Genomic DNA, 21910 nt, shown 5'->3' on the forward strand with positions numbered 1-21910 from the left:
CTGCCGATTTGTTGCAAGGGCCTTGAATCTACAAGCGATAGGGGACCGTCCCGATTGTTCAGGCCTGTGCTATCAAACCCTCAGCCTCCAGGGCGCACTTCACCATCGGGCGGGAGGAGACCCGTGTCATATAAGCGGTGACGGCCGGATGAGGCGAGAGGTCGACCCGGTGAAAGCGGCTCCAGTTGAGCACGGTGAAGCAATAGGCGTCGGCAATGGTGAAATGTTCGCCCGCCAAGTAGGAGCGCTCCCGCAGGCACTGATCGAGATAGGCGAAGCGCCGCTGAAGGTGGCTTACGGCCAATTGCCGCGCTTTCGGCGGCATCGGGGCGGTCCAGAGCGGATCGAAGCCTTTGTGGAGCTCCGCGCCGGTGAAGTCGAGCCATTCCTTGACCCGGTACCGCTCCAGGGATCCCAGCTTCGGCAGGAGGCGGGCACCGGGCGCCTGATCCGCCAGATATTCAAGAATCACGGGCACCTCCGCCAGAATGTCGCCGGTATGGAGGGCAAGCGCAGGCACGTAACCCTTCGGATTGATCCTGATATAATCCCGTCCAGAAGCTGTCGTTTGGGTCTTCAGGTCGACCTTATCATACTCGATCTTCAGGCCGGCCTCGCAGGCGATGATCCGCGGGGCGAGAGAGCAGGCTCCGGGGGTATAATACAGCTTCATCGTGACCCTTCTTCCCGCGCGCCCCAGCGGGAATTTTAAATTATAACGTTACACGATACTTAATTCATACGTTACACAGTGGCGCTTTCAAGGCACCTACAACTAATTGCTATACTATTTCACACAGGGCATTGCGAACCGTCAGAGAAGCTCTTCTTCATGAGCATGTCTGCCAGCCCCAGCCTTGGAATGTTTGCGGACGCGGAGCTGCGCCAGCAGGGGGAAATGGTCCGATGCGACCCGGGTCAGGGGCGTACGCACAGGTCCGGCATCGACCACCTCGATCGACTTGGTGACGAAGACGTGATCGAGGCGCAGCACCGGCGCGCGGGTGTGAAAGGTCGGCTGCGGCTCGCCGAAGGAGTTCGACAGTTGGGCATCCCGCAGGCGGTTCGCGATCATCCGGTAGGACCGTGAATAGGGCGGCGCATTGAAGTCACCCAGCAGGACCGCCGGCTCCGCGCAGTCGGGATGGCCGATCCAGTCCGACCCGACGAGAGCCGCGGCCTGGGTTCGCCTCTCCCCGGACCGGAGGGAGAGATGCGCATTGACCACCTGGATCGTCAGTCCGTCGACCTCCACGGCCACCCAGAGCGCGCTGCGCTTCTCGAAGGAGGGCCTGGTCGACTGGGTCGGAAGCCGTCCGGACTTCACGACCCGCGAGGAATGGCGCGTCAGAACTGCGATGCCGTACTGCTCTCCCAGGATGCGGATCGTGGGCTGGAAATGCAGGTCCATGCCCAGGGTCGACGCCACCACCGCAGCCTGATCGATCTCCCCTGCGCGTACCCGACCCACGCGGACCTCCTGCAAGGCAACGATGTCCGGCTCGCAGGATCCGATGACCTCAGCGATGCGGGTCGGAGAAATCTGCCTGTCCGTGCCGAGCCAGCGATGGACATTGTAGGTGAGGATTCGAAGGGTTTGCCCCGAGTTATCGCTGTGCTTCAAAGGTTCGTACCGGCTCAATCGTTCGTTACAAGTAAAGGCACTGCCCCGCTCGGCACAAGCCAAGAGGTCCACTTGCCAAGAGGTCCAATTGCCAGGACGCCCAAGGGCGCGGCGTATGTGGCAAACGTGTCGGATCAATGACTCTGCTTCGAGCCCGGTTCCAAGGACCGGCAGGCCTTGGCAGCTTGGTTTTGACGAGCGCTTGACCTTCCCATCATTGGAAGGACTAAACCTGCTCCCCATATCAGGATCAGGAGATTTCTCATGGCCGCGAGCAAGCCTGCCACCACCGGCGCCATCGACATTCCCATCCAGGGCATGACCTGCGCCTCCTGCGTGAACCGGGTCGAGAAAGCCATCCGGTCGGTCGAGGGCGTCAAGGCCGCCAACGTCAATCTGGCGACGGAGCGGGCCCATGTGGAATTCGGGTCGGCCGGAGCAAATCCCGCCGCTGTGGCCGAGGCGATCCGGATTGCAGGCTACGAGCCCTCCGACAGCACGGTCGAGTTGAAGATCGACGGCATGACCTGCGCGTCCTGCGTCGGCCGGGTCGAGAAGGCGCTCAAGCGCGTTCCGGGCGTGCTGGAGGCCAGCGTCAATCTTGCCACCGAGCGCGCCTCCATCCGCTACCTCGGCGGAGCCGACATGCTGAGCCGCCTGATCGGCGCCGTCGAGCAGACCGGCTACGGGGCCGAGGCGCTACGGCAGGACAACGACCAGAGCGATCGCGAGCGCGCGGCCCGAGAGGCGGAGATTTCCGGCCTCCGGCGCTCCCTCACCGTTGCGGCCCTCCTCACCCTGCCGGTCTTCGTGCTCGAAATGGGCTCCCACTTCATCCCGGCCATTCATGACTGGGTGATGGAGACCCTCGGGCATCGCACCAGCTGGTACCTGCAATTCGCGCTCACCACCCTCGTGCTGTTCGGGCCCGGCCTGCGCTTCTTCCGCAAGGGCGTGCCGGCTCTCCTGCGCTGGTCGCCGGACATGAACTCCCTCGTGGTGCTCGGCACCAGCGCTGCCTATGCCTATTCGGTGGTGGCCACCTTCCTGACCAGCCTCCTGCCCGCCGGAATGGCCAACGTCTATTACGAGGCGGCCGCCGTGATCGTGACCCTGATCCTGCTCGGGCGTTATCTCGAGGCCAAGGCGAAGGGGCGCACCTCCGAGGCGATCAAGCACCTCATGGGCCTGCAGGCCAAGACCGCCCGTGTGGTGCGCGAGGGCCAAGCCCTGGAGATCGCGCTCGATCAGGTGCTCGCCGGTGACATCGTCCAGGTTCGCCCGGGCGAAAAGATCCCGGTCGACGGCGAAGTGGTGGAAGGCTCCTCCTTCGTGGACGAATCCATGATCACCGGCGAGCCGCTGCCGGTGCAGAAGGTTCAAGGCGCGGAGGTCGTGGGCGGCACCATCAACAAGACCGGCAGCTTCACGTTCCGGGCCACCCGCATCGGCTCCGAGACGGTGCTGGCCCAGATCATCCGCATGGTCGAGCAGGCGCAAGGATCCAAGCTGCCGATCCAGGCGCTGGTCGACCGGGTGACGGCCTGGTTCGTGCCCGCCGTGATGGCCGCGGCTGCCCTCACCTTCCTGGTCTGGCTCGTCTTCGGCCCGGAACCGGCGCTTACCTTCGCACTGGTCAATGCAGTGGCCGTGCTGATCATCGCCTGCCCCTGCGCCATGGGTCTGGCCACGCCGACCTCGATCATGGTCGGCACCGGCCGGGCGGCGGAACTCGGCGTGCTCTTTCGCCAGGGTGAAGCGCTGCAGAGCCTCAAGGAGGTTGGCGTGGTTGCCCTCGACAAGACCGGCACCCTCACCCAGGGGCGCCCGGACCTGACCGACTTCGTGACCGCACCCGGTGTCTCTGAAGCCGAGGCGCTGAGGCTCGTCGCCGCCGTGGAGGGACGGTCGGAACACCCGATTGCCCAGGCCATCGTGACGGCCGCCGAGAAGCGCGGTCTCAGCCTGCCCTCGACCGACAGCTTCGAGGCCGTGCCCGGCTTCGGCGTCTCGGCCATTGTGGAAGGCCGGAAGGTCGATGTCGGCGCGGACCGCTTCATGACGAAGCTCGGCCTCCCCATCGCGGAGTTCGCCGACACGGCCGTCCGGCTTGGAGCCGAGGGCAAGAGCCCGCTCTATGCGGCCATCGACGGCCGCCTTGCCGCCATCATCGCCGTGGCCGACCCGATCAAGCCCTCGACGCCCGAGGCCATTGCGGCCCTACATGCCCTCGGGCTCAAGGTCGCGATGATCACCGGCGACAACCGCAGGACGGCTGAGGCCATTGCCCGGCGGATCGGGATCGACGAGGTGGCGGCGGAGGTCCTGCCCGAGGGCAAGGTCAATGTGGTGAAGCGGCTGCGCGCATCCCATGGCAAGATCGCCTTCGTGGGGGATGGCATCAACGACGCGCCGGCGCTCGCCGAGGCCGATATCGGCATTGCCATCGGCACGGGCACGGATATCGCCATCGAGAGCGCCGATGTGGTGCTCATGTCGGGCGACGTGCGCGGCGTGGTGAACGCCATCGCCCTGTCCAAGGCGACGATCCGCAACATCGACCAGAACCTGTTTTGGGCCTTCGCCTACAACGTGTTGCTGATCCCGGTCGCCGCGGGTGTCCTGTTCCCGTTCAACGGCATCCTGCTCTCGCCGATCTTCGCGGCAGGTGCCATGGCGCTTTCCAGCGTCTTCGTTCTCGGCAACGCCCTGAGGCTGCGCGGCTTCAAGGCTCCCGTTCCCTCCGTGCAGGGCACCGCTCCTGCCGCTCGCAATGCTGAAGGTGTCGCATGAATATCGGACAGGCCGCTCAAGCATCCGGCGTCTCCGCCAAGATGATCCGCTACTACGAATCCATCGGGCTGATCCCGAAAACCGTGCGGACGGAAGCCGGATACCGGGTCTATTCCGACCATGACGTGCACACATTGCGCTTCATCCGCCGGGCCCGCGATCTCGGCTTCTCCGTCGAGCAGATCGCCGATCTCGTGTCGCTCTGGCAGGATCGCGAGCGCGCGAGCAAAGACGTGAAAGACATCGCGCTGGAGCATGTGAGCGTGCTCGAGCGCAAGATCCGCGAGTTGCAGGAGATGGCCTCGACCTTAAAGCATCTCGCCAGGAACTGCCATGGCGACACGCGTCCGCATTGCCCGATCCTGGAGGAGCTGGCGAATGACGAGGCGGGGCAGGCTCACATCAAGCCGGATGCGAAATTCGGCGTGCTGGGCAAGGCCTCGGCTCGATGAGCCTTATGCAGATGGCGGCTGTCAGGCCGCCATTTCCACCTCGCGGCTGCGGCCGAGACCGCGCATGAGCTGCTCGTAACGGGGCATGCGGCGGATCTGGCGTCCGTAATGCCGGCGCAAAGCATCCATGAGCCGCCCGTTGCGGGACAGAAGCCCGTCGGCAAATGCAATCATGAGCGAGTTCGGCCATGCCTGAGGACGAATCTCGGTCAGTCTCTCGAAGAGTCTCTCCTCGCTCTCCTCTGGATTCGTCTGAGCCATGAGCGTCAGCATCGCGGCTGTCGAGCGGGACACGCCCATGTGGCAGTGAACCAGGAGATGTCCCTCGGCCCGCTCACCCCGGTTCTGAGCCACCTCGTCACCGAATCGCAGCACCGCTTCCACATGCTCGGGCTTCGGCAGGATCATGCCCTCTATCGGGTTGATGATGTCATGGAAGCGGAGGATCGTCCTGTGATGGGGATCGTAGGATCCGAAGGCCTCGGGATCCGGGTGATCCGGGTCGAGAATCGACAGCACATGGGTGACAGATCGCTCCCGCTGATCGGGAAGCTCCGAGATGCCGCAGATCGTGAGCATCTTTATGGAATGGGATTGCATCAAAGCACTCGCTCGAAGGCTGGAACCGGGACTAACACCTTATCGGATCTTTTCGGGAGGTTAACTCATGGCTCCTGAATTGGATCGTCCCGTTCAAAAGACTGTGTCTTGCAAACCACAGGCGCCTTCTGCCACATTCCGGCCACCGAAGATTCACCTTCTCGACACTCCTGGGACTATGTCTTTTGAGGAATGCCGCCGCCCGTAAGGACCGGCGGATGAAGCCAATAATCAGAAACTGCAGGTTCCCCACTGATGTTTGCTGCACTGGCCCCGAGCCGATCCCTGTTGCAAAGAGCCGTTCGCGCGCTTTTCCTGCTTCTTCCCGTTGCCCTGGCGGCTTGCGTGTCCACCCAGCCTCCCGCGCAACAGGCCGTGCGCCGCATCGATCCGGCCTATGCGGCGATGTACGGGCCCCGCCCCGACGAGCCCCATCCTCTCCCGGCAACCGACATCTCCGAGGTCGATCCCCGCTTCCTGCGCCGTGAGGTCGCCTATTATGGTCGCGAGGAGCCCGGCACCATCGTGGTCGATACGCAATCCCGCTATCTCTACCTCGTGCGCGAGGGCGGCCGCGCGATCCGCTACGGCATCGGCGTCGGCAAGGAAGGCCTCGCCTGGAGCGGCCGCGCCCGCGTCGGCCGCAAGGCCGCGTGGCCGAGCTGGACGCCGACCGCGGCCATGATCAAGCGAGAGCCGGAGCGCAACCGTCCGTGGGCCGGCGGCATGCCGGGGGGCCTCAACAACCCGCTCGGTGCACGCGCCCTTTATCTTTATGACGGCGGACGCGATACCATGTATCGCATCCACGGCACGACCGAACCCTGGTCCATCGGCCAGTCCGTCTCAAGCGGTTGCATTCGCCTCTTCAACCAGGACATCATCGACCTCCACAGCCGCGTTCCGGTCGGCTCGCCGGTCGTGGTGCTGCAGGGACAGCGCCTCTTCGACGTCGAAGACGAGCTGCGAGTCTCGTCGGCATTCTGAGGGCACCTGCACCAACCGAAACACAGCAAAGGGCTGGCCGCTGGCTAGCCCTTTTTCTTACGTGACCTGTCGTACGCGGCGTGTAGGATCGTTTGCGTCTCTGCTGGAGGCATGGTCATGACAGTCGAACGCGCGATCCTTCTGACCGTCGGCGGGCTCATCATCGTCAGTGTGCTGCTCGCCGTTTACGTGAACATCAACTGGCTCTGGCTCACGGGCATCCTCGGCGCTCATCTCGTGCAGGCGTCATTCACCGGCATGTGCCCGGTGGTGATGATGTTCAAGCGCATGGGCTTGCCGAGCAAGGCCGGCTTCACCTGAGCTTCCCTCACCCTCTGGAGGCTTCAGCCCGCTGTCCTATGACTCTGTAGGAACACAGAGGCACAGGAGCCCCCATGGACGAATGGTTTCCCTCGGCGCTGAAGCTGATGACGCGCGTCATCGAGATCGGCGGAATCGCCATCATCGTCCTCGGGCTTTTCGGCGCCAGCATTGCCGTGATCTGGCAGGTGCTGCAGGGCCGCTCCGGATCGGAGGCTTTCACCCTCTATCGCTCCAACCTGGGGCGCGCCATCCTGCTCGGACTCGAGTTTCTCGTGGCGGCCGACATCATCAACACGGTTGCCGTCGATCCGACGCTCCAGAGCCTCCTCGTCCTTGGCGGCATTGTCCTGATCCGGACCTTCCTGAGCTTCTCCCTCGAAGTCGAAATCGAGGGACGCTGGCCGTGGGATCGAAACAAGGAAGAAGGCGAACGCTCCTCACGCCGCACGGCCTAACGCCGGAGTAGAGGCCTCGCGGACCTCTTTTGGTACCGTTAGGGCAATTGCAAGACATGATGCCCATATTGACCTGCCAATTCGGCATAACAGCATGGAAGCGCCTGTGAGAGAGACGACGTCAGGATGTCAGGGATGCCGGAATGGCGAACCGCTTCCGTTCGACTTCACGATGGCCTTCCATCCGATCATCGATCTCACGCGAGGGGTCGTCTGGGGCTACGAGGCGCTCGTGCGCGGCACCAAGGGCGAGTCAGCAGGGGCCATCCTGAGCCAGGTGGACGAGGAGCGGCAGTACAAGTTCGACCAGGCCTGCCGGGTGAAGGCCATCGAACTGGCAGGCCGCCTCTTTCCGGCAACGGGGGACACGAAGCTCTCCATCAACTTCATGCCGAACGCCGTTTATGAGCCCGCCGCCTGCATCAGGACATCCCTCGAAACAGCACGCCGCGTCGGCTTCGACATGAAACGCATCATGTTCGAGTTCACCGAGAACGAGCGCATGGCGGACACAAAGCACGTCGCCAGGATCATCGCGGAATACAGGCGTCTCGGCTTCATCACGGCCATCGACGATTTCGGGGCGGGCCATGCTGGGCTGAATCTCCTCGCCAACTTCCAGACCGATCTTATCAAGATCGACATGGAGCTCATTCGCGGCATTGCCGATTCCGCAGCCCGTCAGGCCATCGTCTCAGGCATTCTGGTGATGGCGCGCGCCCTCGACATCACGATCATCGCCGAAGGAATCGAGACGGAGGCGGAGCTTGCGGCCTTGAAGAATGCCGGCATCGATCTGTTCCAGGGTTTCCTGTTCGCCCACCCCGCCATTGAGACCCTGCCGGCGGTTGCGCTCAGGGCCTGACGCGCGCCTATAACCTCGGCTGTTGACGCAGCGGCAAACAGCCATTAGGAACGCTGTCCCGGCCGCCAGCCGCCGCCACTCTTCCAGTGTCCGCCGGCTCCATTTCTGCCCTATCATGCCGCCTCAGTCGCATGGCTGATGCAGCCTGTCGCTTGAAAGCACGGCGACCTCATCCGGGCAGGTATTTTTCGACATCAGCAGCTGACCTCGTGCGCCTCCTGAAGGTCCGGCGCGGCTGCTTTCGACATCGCAGATCATCATGAACGCGTTCCAATCAGGCCTCTTCCTGAACCGGATCCCCTATGTGAAGGTTGGTTCAGGGCAAAACCCCATTCTCGTGCTCAACGGCGGACAGGCCTTCGTCAGGCGTCCCACACCGGCCCGCGCCTTGCGCGATGCCAAGCGCATTTCGCGCCTGCTGCCCCGCGACAGAGCAATCTACATTCTGGGATACGAGCCTTATCCTCCTGCCAACTATGGCATTGGCACCATCGTGGTGGACATCTCGCAGGTCCTGCGGGAGGAGATCGGCCCTGCCACGATCATGGGCATCTCCTTCGGCGGCTTCGTTGCTGCGAAACTCGCGGCGGAGCATCCAGATTTGGTCAGGGAGATGATCCTGATGGTGAGCGCCCATCGTTTCTCATCCGAGGGGCGCCGCAGCATCGACAGGCAGATCGAATGCGCGTGGCGGGGAGACTTCGAAGGATTTCTCGACGAGTTCGGTCTCGTCTTCCGCCGCCCTTGGCTGAACTGGCTGCTGCGATTGCGGCTCCGTCAGGAGCGCACGCGTCTGCATGAGACGATGAACGATCCAGCGATCATCGTCCGCGGGCTCCATGCGGTCGCGGGCGAAGATCTCCGTCGGGATCCCGCATGGCTCACCACCATCCGGGCTCCCACGCTCATCGTCGGAGGCACGAGGGACCCGTTCTTCGATGTCGAGGCCATGGCGGAGACTGCGCGCATGATCCCCTGCTCGCAGTTGAAGCTGTTCGAACGCGAGACGCACATGCTCCCGGTCGAACGGCCACGCGCTGTGGCGAAGGCCATAAAGACGTTTCTCGCCTCGCATCAGGAGAGCCGGAACGGTGACCTGCTGCAGACCACCGTTCCTCCCTGAGCCTCACTCTCCCACGTGCACCAGAACATGCCGCTTCTTGCCGACGGTCAGCTTCAAGGCTCCCCCGGTGAGATCGGCTGCGGTCACATGCGAATCCGCATCCTGCACGAGAGTCCCGTTGAGCCTGGCGCCATTGTTGAGCACGAGACGGCGGGCCTCGCTCTTGGAGGTTGACAGGCCCGCACGGATGAGAAGCTGCGCGACGGTCACTCCAGCGTCGAGCTCATACTTTGGCAGGCCGATACGCGGAAGCCCGGCGGCATTCTCCCCCTCCTCGAAGGTTCGGCGTGCGGTGTCCGCAGCCACTCGCGCAGCCTCCTCTCCATGAGCGAGCTTCGTCGCTTCCATCGCGAGGATGTGCTTGGCCTCGTTGATCTTGGCTCCCTTCAGCTGCCCGAGACGATGCACCTCGTCGAGCGGCAACTCGGTGAAGAGACGTAGGAAGCGGGCGACATCGTCGTCCTCGACGTTGCGCCAGAACTGCCAGAACTCGTAGGGGCTGAGCTTCGCCGCATTGAGCCACACGGCGCCGTTTGCCGTCTTGCCCATCTTCGATCCGGCCGAGGTGGTGATAAGCGGTGTCGTCAGGCCGAAGAGCTGGCGTTGGTCGATGCGGCGGGCGAGCTCGATTCCGTTGACGATATTGCCCCACTGGTCCGAGCCGCCCATCTGCAGCACGCACGCATGGTGGCGTGACAGCTCGAGGAAGTCGAAGGCCTGCAGGACCATGTAGTTGAACTCGAGCAATGTGAGCGGCTGCTCGCGCTCGAGCCGCTGGCGCACGCTCTCAAAACTCAGCATCCGATTAATGGTGAAATGGGTGCCGAAGTCGCGCAGGAACGGCAGGTAGCGCAGCGGGTCGAGCCAGTCGGCATTGTCCACCATCACCGCGTCTGTCGGCCCGTCGCCGAAGGTGAGGTAGCGGGAGAAGACCTGCTTGAGGCCTGTTGCATTCCTGGCGATCTGCTCAGCCTTGAGCAGCGGTCGGCTGGCATCGCGAAAGCTCGGATCGCCGATCTGTGAGGTGCCGCCGCCGATGAGCACCACCGGCTTGTGGCCGCACTTCTGCAGCCAGCGCAGGGTCATGATCTGCACGAGGCTGCCCACGTGGAGGCTGTCCGCCGTGGCGTCGAAGCCAATGTAGGCCGCGACTGCCCCTGCCGAGAGCCGCTCGTCGAGAGCAGCGAGATCGGTGCATTGATGGATGAAGCCGCGCTCGGTCAGCGTCTTCAGGAATTCGGATTTCGGGGTGCTCATGTCTGTCTCCTGGGGTTTAGCGGGAGCCGCTGCCCGGAGACCTGATCACCAAATGAAGATGCCGCCGGAGAGCGGCGGCATCGAACGTCTGGTCGCAACCGAACGGAGCCGCCCTATGGGGACGGCGTAAAATAGTTCGTGAAAGTGGTGCGGCCGGTGATCATGGGCGCAAACTACGGTCAGGAAACCAGAGCGTCAACCGATTTCAGAAATACGCTTTCAGATTCCGACGCACCCGCTCCAGCACCGGCACACTCGGATCAGGCAGCGTGAAGGCTTGTCCTGTAATCCGCTCGAAGGCATCGATATAGACCCGCGAGGTTTCCAGCACCACGTCCTGCGGGATCTCGGGGATCTCGTCCTTGTAAGGGTCGCAGCGCGCCACGACCCAGGTGCGGACGAAATCCTTGTCGAAGCTCTCGGGCCGCTCCCCCGCCTCGAAGCGCTGCCGGTAGCTCTCCAGGAACCAGTAGCGGCTCGAGTCCGGCGTGTGGATCTCGTCGGCGATCATGATGGTGCCGTTCTCGTCGATGCCGAACTCGTACTTCGTATCGACGAGGATGAGGCCGCGTTCGCGGGCCATTGCCCTGCCCTTCGCGAAGAGCGCGAGGGCGTAGTCGGAGACCGTCTGCCACTGCTCCTCGCTCAGCAGTCCCTGTCCGACGATTTCGGCCGGCGTCAGAGGCTCGTCATGACCGCCATGGAAGGCCTTGCTTGTCGGCGTGATGATGGTCTGAGGCAGCTTCTCGTTGTCGCGCATGCCATCCGGCAGGCGGATGCCGTACATCTCGCGCTCGCCCGTCTTGTAGAGGGAGAGGATCGACGTGCCCGTGGTGCCGGCGAGATAGTCGCGCACCACGATCTCGACCGGCAGGATGGTGAGCCTGCGGCCCACCAGCACGTTCGGGTCCGGGTATTCGATCACGTGGTTGGGGCAGATGTCCGCCGTCTGCTCGAACCAGAACTTCGCCGTCTGGGTCAGCACCTGGCCTTTGAGCGGAATGGCCGCGAGGTTGCGGTCGAAGGCGCTCAGGCGGTCGGACGCGATGATAATGCGGCGCCCATCGGCCAAGTCGTAATTGTCGCGCACCTTGCCGCGGTAGTGGTTCGGCAGCTCCGGAATGGTGGCGTCCTCAAGGACGTAGCCGGCATAGGCTCCAAGGGCTGCTTTATCGACCATGTTGACCTGCCAAGGATTTTCCTCGCCGCCCTGCAGTGGCGGCAGGCGGAGTTCTAGCCGGAAATTGCGCCCATGCTAGACCCCAGGGGCCAAAAACCTGCCCTGTCCACCAGAACGGGCTTACTGCCCGGCCCGGGCATCCCGGCGATAGGTCGCATTGAGGCCCGACAGGGTTACCGTGGTCTCGTAGCCCTGGGCGTCGACGATGGTCCACGCCTTGAGCGCATTGGCCCGGGTGTCGAAGCGCAGGGTGATCTTGGACGTGCCGCCGAGGGTGGCGCTGTCGTCGAAGCGCACCGTCACGATGCCGTCGCGCCCCACCTGCACGTCGCGGACCTTGGTGTCCCGCGACAGGTCGATGTTGTCCTGCACCAGGAACTTCAGGGGCGTCTGGCCAACCGGGTACACATCGTTGGTGCCGAGCTTCTTGTCGCGGATCGCCACGTTGCGCCCGTCCGAGACCACCTCGAGGGTGCTCGGCGGCGCATAGGCGAAGTGGAACTGGCCCGGACGCCGCATGGAGAGATTGCCCTCCGCCTGCTGACCGTTGGGGTTCTTCTGCACGAAATAGGCCGACAGCTGATCGAGGCTGTTGAAATAGGCGTTGACCCGGTCGAGGGCCTCCTCCGGTGACTTCGGCCCGGGCGGCGAGGTCGGCGTGGGGGACGATGCGGGTGCGGCGACGGCCGTGACGGCCGGGGCAGCCTGGACCGGGGTCGAGCGCGCCGGCTTCGGCGGCTCGGCAACCTTCACCGGGGTCGGTGCTTCAACGGGCTTGGGCGGCTCTGCCGTCTGGGCAGGCGGCGTCGGGGCAGGCTTCTGGAACTCGGGCGCAGGCGATTGCGTGCTCGGCTTTTCAGAGACGATGGCAGAAGCCTGGGGCTTCGGCTCAGGTTTTGAGGCTGTCTGGGGAGCAGGCTTCGGCTTCGGCTGGGCTGCCTTTTGCGGTGCCGGGGCCGCCGGCTTTGGAGCGGCCACCCTGGGCTGCGGACGGGATTGAGCCTGCGGGCTCGGCTTTGCAGGCGCCGGTGCTGCGGGCTCGGCCTGCGGCGCAGCCTGAGGGGCGCCCGCTGGGGGCGCCGGCTTCTTGAAGATGCCGTCCAGGAAACGTGTCACGGGATCGGAGGGCTGCTGAGCGGCGACTGGAGCCACGCACGCCAGGGCAAAGGCAAGAACGAGAATGCAACGCGAGGACGAATGGAGCATGACGCCACTGCTAATCTGAAAAAGCACCAGGGGCCGTGCGCAAAAGCACGGCCCATCAAGGATTTATGGCCGGGATAAGAGGCTGAATGAAGGCAGGAACCCTGACGGGGCAAGCGATTCGTGTCCAAGGCACGTCATGCGGCATCCGCCAGTTCATCGTCATCCATGGCCTGACGCACGGGCGCCGGCCGCGGCTTCGGGGTGCGTGGGCGTGAGGGCTGGCGCTTCTTGGCCTTGGCTGGTTTCGCCGGGCTGCCGATGCCCTTCCACAGGGCCTGCCAGCTCCAGGCGCCGGGTCCTGTGAGGGTGTAGAAGAGAAGCCCCGCGAGAACCCCGAGATGTGACAGGAACACGGCCTGCTCGGCCTGTCGGGTCAGCCCACCGTAATCCCAGAAACGGTGCAGGGTTCCGGTCGTCACCACGAGGGCAGCAATCAGGACGGAAGCGCTCAGGCGCGGTGCCAGGCCCAGGACCAACGCAAGAGGCGCGAAGACCTCCGCCGTGACGACGACGGTTGCCACCACATCCCCATAGGGCATGCCCTTCATGGTTAATGTCGCGGCAAAGCCGGAGATGTTCATGGCCCGCCCAAACGCCGCGGGCAGGAAGCAGCCAGCCAGCAGAAGCCGGTTCAGCAGCAGAACTCCGTTGATTCCTGCACCCCTGTCCATGCCCCTGCCCTCCGCGTCCGCCGGCCGGGAATCGGCCAGCGCTGGGAGAGCATTTGACGGAAAGGTTCTTAACCTGTTCTTAGCGCCGGACGGGAACTCTCAGGTCTCTACAGCTTGAGATTTCTTTCCCGAAGCATGCTTTCCCAGCGCAGGGAGTGATCCACGATGCTGGCGAGGTCATCGTGGCGCGGCTGCCAACCCAGGCGGGAGCGGATGCGGTCTGAGTTCGCCACGATGGTCACCGGATCACCGGCCCTGCGGGGCGCAAAACGCGCCTCCACGGGTTTTCCGGAGACCTTGCGCACCGTCTCGATCACCTCGGAGACGGAGTAGCCGTGCCCGTAGCCGCAATTCACCACGAGGCTCTCGCCTCCACGGTCGAGGTGGCTCAGGGCGAGCATGTGGGCTTCGATCAGATCCGTCACGTGGATGTAGTCACGGATGCAGGTCCCATCCGGCGTCGGATAATCGGTGCCGAAGACCTCCATGTGGGAGCGCATGCCCAGAGCCGTCTGGATCGCCACCTTGATGAGGTGGGTGGCATTCGCCGTCGACTGGCCGTGGCGCATGGCGGGATCCGAACCGGCCACATTGAAGTAGCGCAGGATCACGTAGCGCATGTCGTGGGCTGCCGCGACGTCGCGGAGCATCACTTCGGTCAGTTGCTTGGAGCTGCCATAGGGAGAGAGAGGCGCCAAGGGTGCATCCTCTCCAAGGGGCCTGTCGGACGCATTGCCGTAGACGGCCGCTGTCGAGGAGAAGACGAACTTCTTGACTCCGGCCGCAACAGCCGCGGCCATGAGGGAGCGGCTCTTCACTGTGTTGTTGAGGTAATAGCCGAGCGGATCGGTCACGGATTCGGGCACGACCAATTTGGCGGCAAAATGCGCAATGGCGTCGATCTGGTGGGCCTGAAGGGTGCGCAGAACCAGTTCGAAATCGCCGATATCGCCTACAACGAGCGGCACGCCCTCCGGCACCGACCACCGGAAGCCGGTCGACAGATTGTCGAACACGATAGGTCTGTGCCCCGCATCGAGCAGAGCCAGAACCATATGGCCGCCGATATATCCGGCCCCGCCGGTCACAAGAACGTTCATGAGATCTCCTGGAAGCACCCGCTCAACATTTTGCCATGGTGGCTCTATTGCGGCTGGATTTCCAGATCAAGCCGGCGTTGATTGGCGTTAGACTAGTCTGTCAGACATGGACGGATGCAGAATGGACGATCGTAAGGAATATTGGTGGGTTCGTCACGAAGCCGTGATTCAGCCGGCCGAGGTCGGGTTCGTGGGCGGAATCCCGGTGAGCTTTCGGTTCATCGGAATGTCCGGCAGCATCCCGGCAGCATCGGCCGAACTGATCGAACGCCTGCCCTCTCCCCCTGTGCCGGTCATGAACACCCATGCCCAGCCATCTCCGCAGCCGCAGGCTCAGCCTCAGCGACGTGGCTCTTGGCTTTGGTTCATCGGCGTTCTCCTCCTTATCCTTGTCGCCCAGTGCTCAGGGCAGTTGTTCGACATGCTCAAGTGAAGCAGGCCTTCCTAAACTGGGCTATATGTTCCAGACCTCTTCTGGGAAGGAGCAGATCCATTTGGGGTAGATCAGGTACTTCAACAGCATTAGCCCTCGTCGCCTCAGCAGGCGCATTAACTCGAAATTGCATCGACAATACGAAATTGCTCCATTTCGAAATTGAGAAAATGCCTATTTAATCTTGAGCAATCCCGCAGTTACTGCAGAGGAAACAGCCTTATGCTCATGACTACACCAAAGGCAGGACCGGCTCCGCCTTGTTGATCGGAATGGATCGTCTGCTCGAACGGCAGCGGTACTTCCTCAGACTGACACCGAAGCGGCTCTGAACGACGCCGCACCGATCGGCGAAACACGACAATTGGCAGTCATTGCATGTGCTGGACGGCGTTCCGGTGACGATGGCGCATGCCAGCACGCTCCTCGACCCATTCAAGCGAAGGATACGAAATAATGGCATTCATTACCGTCGAAGGCCCCTCGACCAATCCGAATGAAGAACTAGCCGCAGCAGAGAACGTCGCCAAGATCAAAGACGCCATTGCGAAAGCGAATGCCGAGTATCTGAAAAACCCGCAAGGGGGCCAGGTGGAGGTCCAACTCGGCGCGGGAACCTGGGTCGTGACGGGAGACAGAACCAATGCGTCGAATGGCGCTATCGAACTCCTGTCCGGGGTGAAGCTTTCCGGATCGGGCGATCACCAGACGATCATCAAACTCGAAAACAACTACGATGCCAAGATAAACGGTATCGTCCGGACCGATACCGTCAGTGTCGAGAATGTCACGATTACCAATCTTGTCATCGACGGCAACCGTGAAAACAACCTAGGAGAGCAAGCCGGCTTCATCTGCGGCATCAAAGAGGACGGCTCTGGCCGCAAACAGAGCAATATCACGCTCGACAACATCGAGGTGAAGAACTGCACGGGCTATGGGATCAATCCGCACGAGATCACCTATAATTTCACGGTTACAAATTCCGTTGCGCATAACAACGGGAAAGACGGCTTCGTGGCGGACGGAGTCGTTGGCGGCGTCTACTCGGGCAACGAGTCCTACAACAACGGGCGCCATGGTTTCAACATCCAGAATGCCTCGAGCAATATCATCCTCGAGAACAACACTGCCTATGACAATGGCTGGGGTTCGACCGGTGGCGCAGGCATCGTCATTCAACGCGGCGACATCCAGCGCGGCAATGAGGCGGAGATCGCCCATGTCACGAACGTTCAGATCATCGGGGGGGAATACTATGGCAACACCCGTGAAGGAATTCTGGTTAAACTGTCAGACGCTGTGACCATCAGCGGAGCCAATGTTTACGAAAACATGCGCTATGGCGTGCGCATTGAGGGCTCCGTCAACACAGCTCTTACGGACAGCTTCATTTCGAACAACTCTCAGGAAGCGATCAAAAAGTATGATGAAGTTCAGATTGACCTGCGGAGCGATTACCCGGATGGAAACCCGGACAATGATCCATCCACCAACCCTCTCAAGAACTACTACTCGACTGGCACCAAGATCCTGAACAACGTCATCAACCCGGAGGATGCGCGCTACGCGATCCGCGAGGAACCTGCAAACATCGCAGCTGGGCCGACGGGAACTGAAATCACCGGCAACGTGACCAGTGGTACGGCAACGGATAACGCAGACACGCTCACCGGATCTGCTGGTATCGATACGATGGCTGGCCTCAAAGGTGACGACACATACTATGTCAACAAAACAGACGATGTGGTCACCGAAAAGCCTGACGAAGGCATCGATCATGTGTTCGCTTCGGCCAAGTACACCCTCGGAGCCAACGTCGAGAACCTGACCCTGACCGGGATCGCGGCGATCAACGGCTACGGCAACGAGCTCGATAACGTCCTCACCGGCAATAGCGCTGGAAATACTCTTGAAGGTCGAGATGGCGCTGACGCTCTTCTTGGCGGCGGCGGAAACGACACCCTCAAAGGCGGAACCGGCAACGACTCCCTGGATGGTGGCACTGGCGCCGATTCCATGGTCGGCGGCACTGGCAACGACCTTTATATTGTCGACAACGTCGGAGATTTCATCAACGAGGACGTCGGCGGTGGTTATGACCGTATTTTCAGCAGCGTCACTTACACGATTGCGGATGAGGCCGAGGAGCTGACGCTGACCGGAACGGCCGACATTGCTGCTTATGGAGATGCTGTCGCCAATATTCTGAACGGAAATGCCGGAAACAACATCCTTGACGGGCGCGGCGGTGCCGACACGATGAAGGGTGGGTTGGGTAACGATACTTACTATGTCGATCGCGCTCAGGATATCGTGCTGGAAGCGGCTGGAGAAGGAATCGACACTATCATCAGCTCCGTCTCCATCATCGCCTCCAACCCCTTGGCAGCCAATGTGGAGAATCTTTGGCTCGCTGGTGTAGCAACCGAAGGCGCAGGAAATCAGCTTAACAATCTCATCGTTGGCAATAGCGCGAACAACAAGCTGTATGGCTATGGCGGCAATGACACCTTGAGGGGCGGCGACGGCAACGACTTGTTGGATGGCGGCGCAGGCAACAACACTCTCGATGGAGGAGCCGGCAACGATACCCTGAACGGCAGCCTGGGCAGTGCCGACGTGGCAATCTATGCCGGCGACCGTGCGAGCTACAAGATCACCGGGACTCTTGCGAATCGAAGTGTCAGCGGCTCCTCTGAAGGCACGGACACCCTGCTGAACATCGAGACTCTGCAGTTCAAGGATGGCATGCTTGTTGGCGACACATGGGTCGCGAACGTGGTCGCCCCTCCTCCCCCGCCGGTCAACACAGGCAATCAGGTCGTCACCCGGAATGGTTCAATCCGATCCGAGACGCTCAACGGCCGGGACAACATCGACGACATCATCAATGGCAAAGGCGGCAATGACACAATCAATGGCCGCGCCGGCAATGACAAGCTGTACGGAGACATCGGCAACGACAAGATCTACGGCGGGAGCGGCGACGACAAGGTCTACGGCGGGAGCGGCAATGATTATGTCCATGGCGGCTCGGGCAACGATTATGCCAATGGCGGACTGGGCAACGACCGGGTCTATGGCAGCCTCGGCAACGACCGGGTCTATGGCGGCTCCGGACATGACACCGTGGATGGCGGCTCGGGCAATGACCGGGTCTATGGCGACGTCGGCAACGACCGGCTCTATGGCGGCACCGGCGATGATGTGGTCAACGGCGGCGCCGGCAACGACCGGCTCTATGGCGGCGCCGGTAGCGATGCCTTCGTGTTCAACTCAAAGCTTGGAACCGCCTCGACGGATCGCAAGGTGAACTTCGACACCGTCGTCGACTTCAATGTCCGGTACGACAGCTTCATGCTCGACAACGCCGTGTTCAAGAAGCTCGGCAGCGGGACGGCGGCGAACCCGACGCAGTTGGACAAGGAGTTCTTCGTGATCGGCACCAAGGCCCGGGAGCGCGACGATTACCTGATCTACAACAAGAAGACAGGCGTTCTCTCCTACGACGCTGATGGCTCGGGATCGAAGGAGGCCGTGGAATTTGCTCAGCTGAGCAAAAATCTCAAGCTCACCTACAAAGACTTCTTCGTCATCTGACCGCATCTTCTCCGAAGAGCCCCGGCCAAAAGCCGGGGCTTTTTCTGCTTCCGGCACCAATCTGCCGGATCGCAGTTGAGTGATCGGAAGAGCAGGTGACAATGTACATTGGGATCTATAAGTACGGGGCAGTTTCACACGCCAAAGAAACAAATAACAAATTCCACATTTGAAAGATGCTAATATGGCTGCCCATGGAGCCTTGGACCTGATTGGCCGGACCCCTCTTGTGGAGGTCACAAGTCTCGACACCGGCCCCTGCAAGCTCTTCCTGAAGCTGGAAAGCGCCAACCCCAGCGGCTCCATCAAAGACCGGCCGGCCCGCGCCATGATTGAGGCGGCCGAAGCCGACGGGCGCCTGAAGCCCGGCGGCACCATCATCGAGGCCACCGCAGGCAATACGGGCGTTGGGCTCGCGCTGGTCGGGGCCAGCAAGGGTTACCGCACGCTCCTCGTGGTGCCGGACAAAATGTCCCGGGAAAAGGTGCTCCACGCCAAGGCCCTCGGTGCCGAGGTGGTCATCACCCGGTCCGACGTGGGCAAAGGCCACCCGGACTATTACCAGGATCTCGCTCAGGCGATTGCCGCCAAGACGCCGGGCGCGGTCTATATCAACCAGTTCGAGAATCCGGCCAACCCGGCCGCCCACGAGGCGAGCACGGGCCCGGAGATCCTGGACGGAATGGACGGCGACGTGGATGCGGTCGTGGTCGGCGTCGGCTCCGGCGGCACCCTCACGGGCATTGGGCGCTATCTCAAGAAAGCATCGCCGAAGACCGCCATGGTGCTGGCCGACCCCGCAGGCTCGATCCTCGCGCCGTTGGTGGAGACAGGTCAGATGACGGAAGCCGGCTCATGGGCCGTGGAGGGCATCGGCGAGGATTTCGTGCCGCCGAACTGCGACCTCTCCCTGGTCAGGAAAGCCTATTCCATCACCGACAAGGAAAGCTTCTCGGCCGCCCGCGAACTCCTGCGCAGGGAAGGCATCCTGGCGGGCTCCTCGTCAGGGACGCTGCTGGCCGCAGCCCTGCGCTATTGCCGCGAGCAGACTGAACCGAAACGGGTCGTCACCCTCGTCTGCGACACGGGCGCCAAGTACCTGTCGAAGGTGTTCAACGATGCCTTCATCGCCCAGGAAGGCTGGCTCGACCGCAAGGTCACGGGAACCGCGCGCGATGTGGTCATCAACCCCTTCGGCGAAGGCGCGACCATCTTCGTCTCGCCGGGCGAGACCCTGCGCTCGGCCTTTGCCCGCATGCGCTCCTCCGACATCTCGCAATTGCCGGTGATCGAGGACGGGCACGTGGTTGGGCTGATCGACGAGAGTGATATTCTCGACGCGCTCGTTGCCAACGAGGGCGCACCTCAGAGCGTCTTCGACAAACCGGTGCGCGACGTCATGGTGACACGCCTTCAGACCATGTCCGCCGACGCTCCGGTCAAGGAACTTCTGCCCCTTTTCGCCGCCGGCCTCGTGCCGGTGATCATGGACGGCGACACCTTCGTGGGCCTCGCCACCCGCATCGACCTCATCAACTTCTTCCGGATCCATCCATAATGACCGCCCGCAACCAACTCGATTTCGCCACCCGCTGCATCCATGCAGGCCAGTCGCCGGATCCCACCACCGGCGCGGTGATGATGCCGATCTACGCCACCTCGACCTTCGCGCAGGAGAGCCCGGGTGTTCACAAGGGCTTCGAATATGCCCGCTCGCAGAACCCGACCCGCATGGCCTTCGAGCGCTGCATTGCGGATCTTGAGGGCGGCTCGGCGGCCTTTGCGTTCTCCTCCGGCCTTGCAGCGAGCGCCACCATCCTCGACATGCTGGAGCACGGCTCGCACATCGTCGCATCCGACGATCTCTACGGCGGTACGCGCCGCCTCTTCGAGCGCGTGCGCCGGCAGTCGGCCGGCCTCGACATCACCTATGTGGATCTCGGCAATCCCGATGCGGTGAAGGCGGCTTTGCGCCCCAACACCAAGCTCGTCTGGGTCGAGACGCCGACGAACCCGCTCCTCAAGCTTGCCGACCTCGAAGCCATTGCGGCGGCGACGCGCGGGCATGGCACATGGCTTGTCGCGGACAACACCTTCGCCAGCCCCTATGTGCAGCGGCCGCTGGAATTCGGCTTCGACATTGTGGTGCATTCCACCACGAAATATCTCAACGGCCATTCCGACATGGTCGGCGGCGTTGTGATCGTCGGCCAGAACCAGGAAATCCGGGAGAAGATCGCGTTCCTGCAGAATGCCGTCGGTTCGGTCTCGGGCCCTTTCGACAGCTTCCTCGCCCTGCGCGGCCTGAAGACCCTGTCGCTGCGCATGGAGCGGCACTGCACCTCGGCGCTTAAGATCGCCGGGTTCCTCGAAGCCCATCCGGGTGTGGACGGCGTGATATATCCGGGCCTCGCCTCGCATCCGCAGCATGACCTCGCCAAGCGCCAGATGCGCGGCTTCGGCGGCATCATCACCGCCCGCATCAAAGGTGGGCTCGACGGCGCGACGCGCTTCCTGGAGCGCTGCCAACTCTTCACGCTCGCCGAGAGCCTGGGAGGCGTGGAAAGCCTGATTGAGCATCCAGCCATCATGACTCACGCCTCCGTGCCGCCGGAGGTTCGCGCCGAACTCGGCATCGATGACGGCCTCGTGCGCCTGTCGGTCGGCATCGAGGATGCGGATGACCTGATCCAGGATCTGCGTTCCGCGTTGGCGTAGAAGCCTGCCCTTCTACCTTCCGTCGTCACCGGCCTTGTGCCGGTGATCGCGATTGCATGAAGCGCCGAGCTTCACGATCGTCTCGGCTCATATCCGGGGGCAGGACGCATTTCTCTTTTCAAAGAACCAGCACCTTCAGGCCCGCAGCGGGTGGGCTGCGAGCCGTCAGGTCAGTCGAGGGAGGCGTGCTGGGCAGCCCGGCTCGATGGGTGTGGTGAGAAGTGAAGAGCCGGATCTGCTCGTCACGCGCGGTTTGTTTCAGCGGACCTGGATCTGCGCCAGGATCGGCCACCCGCGATCACAGGCGTGCGAGACCTGCGGCGGGACCGCGCCTCGTCCCGCATCTGCGACGCCTCGCGAGCGCGCCCCTCTGTGGACGAGGATGAACCATGATATAGCCCAGCTTAGGACAGAAGTCAAGAACAAAGTGAGAACATTGCTCGACCGCCTGACCTCACACCCGCAGCCCTCATCCTGAGGAGGTCGCTTAAGCGACCGTCTCGAAGGAGGCTCCAGAGG

General features: G+C 62.5%; 19 protein-coding genes. 11 read left to right on the top strand and 8 right to left on the bottom strand.

Translation table 11 applies throughout. The features are described from left to right. Positions 1–58: 58 nt before the first annotated feature. Positions 59–673 carry a glutathione transferase GstA gene (gstA, locus tag FHR70_RS07490; RefSeq protein ID WP_183448743.1) on the bottom strand — a complete coding sequence of 205 codons (615 nt, stop codon included), beginning with the start codon at positions 671–673 and terminating at the stop codon, positions 59–61. 141 nt (positions 674–814) lie between these two features. Continuing rightward, positions 815–1624, bottom strand: a complete 810-nt coding sequence (locus FHR70_RS07495; RefSeq protein ID WP_183448745.1) for an endonuclease/exonuclease/phosphatase family protein — start codon at positions 1622–1624, stop codon at positions 815–817. A gap of 264 nt (positions 1625–1888) precedes the next feature. Between FHR70_RS07495 and FHR70_RS07500 the strand changes: the two genes are divergently transcribed. Together FHR70_RS07500 and cueR are read left to right on the top strand one after the other, a co-directional pair. Continuing rightward, a complete protein-coding gene (locus tag FHR70_RS07500) occupies positions 1889–4417 on the top strand; it encodes a heavy metal translocating P-type ATPase (RefSeq protein WP_183448747.1) in 2529 nt (842 codons plus the stop codon). Next, positions 4414–4869, top strand: a complete 456-nt coding sequence (gene cueR / locus FHR70_RS07505) for a Cu(I)-responsive transcriptional regulator (RefSeq protein ID WP_183448749.1) — start codon at positions 4414–4416, stop codon at positions 4867–4869. Before FHR70_RS07500 ends, cueR begins: the two co-directional genes overlap by 4 nt. A gap of 21 nt (positions 4870–4890) precedes the next feature. On the opposite strand, the gene FHR70_RS07510 is transcribed toward cueR, so the two are convergent. After that, positions 4891–5469, bottom strand: a complete 579-nt coding sequence (locus FHR70_RS07510; protein ID WP_183448751.1) for a tyrosine phosphatase family protein — start codon at positions 5467–5469, stop codon at positions 4891–4893. A gap of 255 nt (positions 5470–5724) precedes the next feature. On the opposite strand from FHR70_RS07510, the gene FHR70_RS07515 reads away from it, so the two are divergent. The 5 genes from FHR70_RS07515 to FHR70_RS07535 all read left to right on the top strand — a co-directional run bounded on the left by FHR70_RS07515 (position 5725) and on the right by FHR70_RS07535 (position 9223). Continuing rightward, on the top strand, positions 5725–6456 hold the full coding sequence (locus FHR70_RS07515; protein ID WP_183448753.1) for a L,D-transpeptidase: 732 nt from the start codon (positions 5725–5727) through the stop codon (positions 6454–6456). Between the two features lie 117 nt (positions 6457–6573). Continuing rightward, positions 6574–6777 (top strand): YgaP family membrane protein, encoded by a 204-nt coding sequence (locus tag FHR70_RS07520; RefSeq protein ID WP_183448755.1) that lies wholly within the window; start codon positions 6574–6576, stop codon positions 6775–6777. Between the two features lie 74 nt (positions 6778–6851). After that, positions 6852–7235, top strand: a complete 384-nt coding sequence (locus FHR70_RS07525; RefSeq protein ID WP_246407939.1) for a DUF1622 domain-containing protein — start codon at positions 6852–6854, stop codon at positions 7233–7235. 172 nt (positions 7236–7407) lie between these two features. After that, on the top strand, positions 7408–8100 hold the full coding sequence (locus tag FHR70_RS07530) for an EAL domain-containing protein (protein ID WP_484502671.1): 693 nt from the start codon (positions 7408–7410) through the stop codon (positions 8098–8100). Positions 8101–8359: 259 nt separating this feature from the next. Further along, positions 8360–9223, top strand: a complete 864-nt coding sequence (locus tag FHR70_RS07535; protein ID WP_183448759.1) for an alpha/beta fold hydrolase — start codon at positions 8360–8362, stop codon at positions 9221–9223. A gap of 3 nt (positions 9224–9226) precedes the next feature. On the opposite strand, the gene tyrS is transcribed toward FHR70_RS07535, so the two are convergent. From tyrS to galE, 5 genes are all read right to left on the bottom strand, one after another. Further along, positions 9227–10480: a tyrosine--tRNA ligase gene (gene tyrS / locus FHR70_RS07540; RefSeq protein ID WP_183448761.1), complete on the bottom strand. Its 1254-nt coding sequence runs from the start codon at positions 10478–10480 to the stop codon at positions 9227–9229. Positions 10481–10685: 205 nt separating this feature from the next. Beyond that, complete coding sequence (locus FHR70_RS07545) at positions 10686–11660, bottom strand: phosphoribosylaminoimidazolesuccinocarboxamide synthase (RefSeq protein WP_183448763.1); 975 nt, start codon at positions 11658–11660, stop codon at positions 10686–10688. 120 nt (positions 11661–11780) lie between these two features. Then, positions 11781–12866: a LolA family protein gene (locus FHR70_RS07550; protein WP_183448765.1), complete on the bottom strand. Its 1086-nt coding sequence runs from the start codon at positions 12864–12866 to the stop codon at positions 11781–11783. Positions 12867–13000: 134 nt separating this feature from the next. Next, positions 13001–13537, bottom strand: a complete 537-nt coding sequence (locus tag FHR70_RS07555; protein ID WP_183448777.1) for a DoxX family protein — start codon at positions 13535–13537, stop codon at positions 13001–13003. Between the two features lie 107 nt (positions 13538–13644). Continuing rightward, on the bottom strand, positions 13645–14637 hold the full coding sequence (gene galE / locus FHR70_RS07560; protein ID WP_183448778.1) for a UDP-glucose 4-epimerase GalE: 993 nt from the start codon (positions 14635–14637) through the stop codon (positions 13645–13647). A gap of 121 nt (positions 14638–14758) precedes the next feature. On the opposite strand from galE, the gene FHR70_RS07565 reads away from it, so the two are divergent. The 4 genes from FHR70_RS07565 to FHR70_RS07580 all read left to right on the top strand — a co-directional run bounded on the left by FHR70_RS07565 (position 14759) and on the right by FHR70_RS07580 (position 21391). After that, positions 14759–15070, top strand: coding sequence for a hypothetical protein (locus FHR70_RS07565; RefSeq protein ID WP_183448780.1), 312 nt, complete (start codon positions 14759–14761; stop codon positions 15068–15070). A gap of 456 nt (positions 15071–15526) precedes the next feature. After that, positions 15527–18673, top strand: coding sequence for a right-handed parallel beta-helix repeat-containing protein (locus FHR70_RS07570; RefSeq protein WP_183448781.1), 3147 nt, complete (start codon positions 15527–15529; stop codon positions 18671–18673). Positions 18674–18857: 184 nt separating this feature from the next. Continuing rightward, positions 18858–20231 carry a pyridoxal-phosphate dependent enzyme gene (locus FHR70_RS07575; RefSeq protein ID WP_183448784.1) on the top strand — a complete coding sequence of 458 codons (1374 nt, stop codon included), beginning with the start codon at positions 18858–18860 and terminating at the stop codon, positions 20229–20231. Beyond that, positions 20231–21391, top strand: coding sequence for a cystathionine gamma-synthase (locus FHR70_RS07580; protein WP_183448786.1), 1161 nt, complete (start codon positions 20231–20233; stop codon positions 21389–21391). The genes FHR70_RS07575 and FHR70_RS07580 overlap by 1 nt, the downstream gene beginning before the upstream one ends. Positions 21392–21910 lie beyond the last annotated feature (519 nt).

The organism is Microvirga lupini (assembly GCF_014191055.1).
Taxonomy (GTDB): Bacteria; Pseudomonadota; Alphaproteobacteria; order Rhizobiales; family Beijerinckiaceae; genus Microvirga; species Microvirga lupini_A.

Bases quoted from the DNA above. Each gene is read 5' to 3' on its own strand.
- FHR70_RS07555 (WP_183448777.1), bottom strand. From the start codon at position 13,537: ATGGACAGGGGTGCAGGAATCAACGGAGTTCTGCTGCTGAACCGGCTT.
- FHR70_RS07565 (WP_183448780.1), top strand. From the start codon at position 14,759: ATGGACGATCGTAAGGAATATTGGTGGGTTCGTCACGAAGCCGTGATT.
- FHR70_RS07550 (WP_183448765.1), bottom strand. From the start codon at position 12,866: ATGCTCCATTCGTCCTCGCGTTGCATTCTCGTTCTTGCCTTTGCCCTG.
- FHR70_RS07530 (WP_484502671.1), top strand. From the start codon at position 7,408: ATGGCCTTCCATCCGATCATCGATCTCACGCGAGGGGTCGTCTGGGGC.
- FHR70_RS07535 (WP_183448759.1), top strand. From the start codon at position 8,360: ATGAACGCGTTCCAATCAGGCCTCTTCCTGAACCGGATCCCCTATGTG.
- FHR70_RS07545 (WP_183448763.1), bottom strand. From the start codon at position 11,660: ATGGTCGATAAAGCAGCCCTTGGAGCCTATGCCGGCTACGTCCTTGAG.
- galE (WP_183448778.1), bottom strand. From the start codon at position 14,637: ATGAACGTTCTTGTGACCGGCGGGGCCGGATATATCGGCGGCCATATG.
- cueR (WP_183448749.1), top strand. From the start codon at position 4,414: ATGAATATCGGACAGGCCGCTCAAGCATCCGGCGTCTCCGCCAAGATG.
- FHR70_RS07515 (WP_183448753.1), top strand. From the start codon at position 5,725: ATGTTTGCTGCACTGGCCCCGAGCCGATCCCTGTTGCAAAGAGCCGTT.
- FHR70_RS07570 (WP_183448781.1), top strand. From the start codon at position 15,527: ATGGCATTCATTACCGTCGAAGGCCCCTCGACCAATCCGAATGAAGAA.
- gstA (WP_183448743.1), bottom strand. From the start codon at position 673: ATGAAGCTGTATTATACCCCCGGAGCCTGCTCTCTCGCCCCGCGGATC.
- FHR70_RS07575 (WP_183448784.1), top strand. From the start codon at position 18,858: ATGGCTGCCCATGGAGCCTTGGACCTGATTGGCCGGACCCCTCTTGTG.
- FHR70_RS07520 (WP_183448755.1), top strand. From the start codon at position 6,574: ATGACAGTCGAACGCGCGATCCTTCTGACCGTCGGCGGGCTCATCATC.
- FHR70_RS07510 (WP_183448751.1), bottom strand. From the start codon at position 5,469: ATGCAATCCCATTCCATAAAGATGCTCACGATCTGCGGCATCTCGGAG.
- FHR70_RS07580 (WP_183448786.1), top strand. From the start codon at position 20,231: ATGACCGCCCGCAACCAACTCGATTTCGCCACCCGCTGCATCCATGCA.
- tyrS (WP_183448761.1), bottom strand. From the start codon at position 10,480: ATGAGCACCCCGAAATCCGAATTCCTGAAGACGCTGACCGAGCGCGGC.
- FHR70_RS07500 (WP_183448747.1), top strand. From the start codon at position 1,889: ATGGCCGCGAGCAAGCCTGCCACCACCGGCGCCATCGACATTCCCATC.
- FHR70_RS07525 (WP_246407939.1), top strand. From the start codon at position 6,852: ATGGACGAATGGTTTCCCTCGGCGCTGAAGCTGATGACGCGCGTCATC.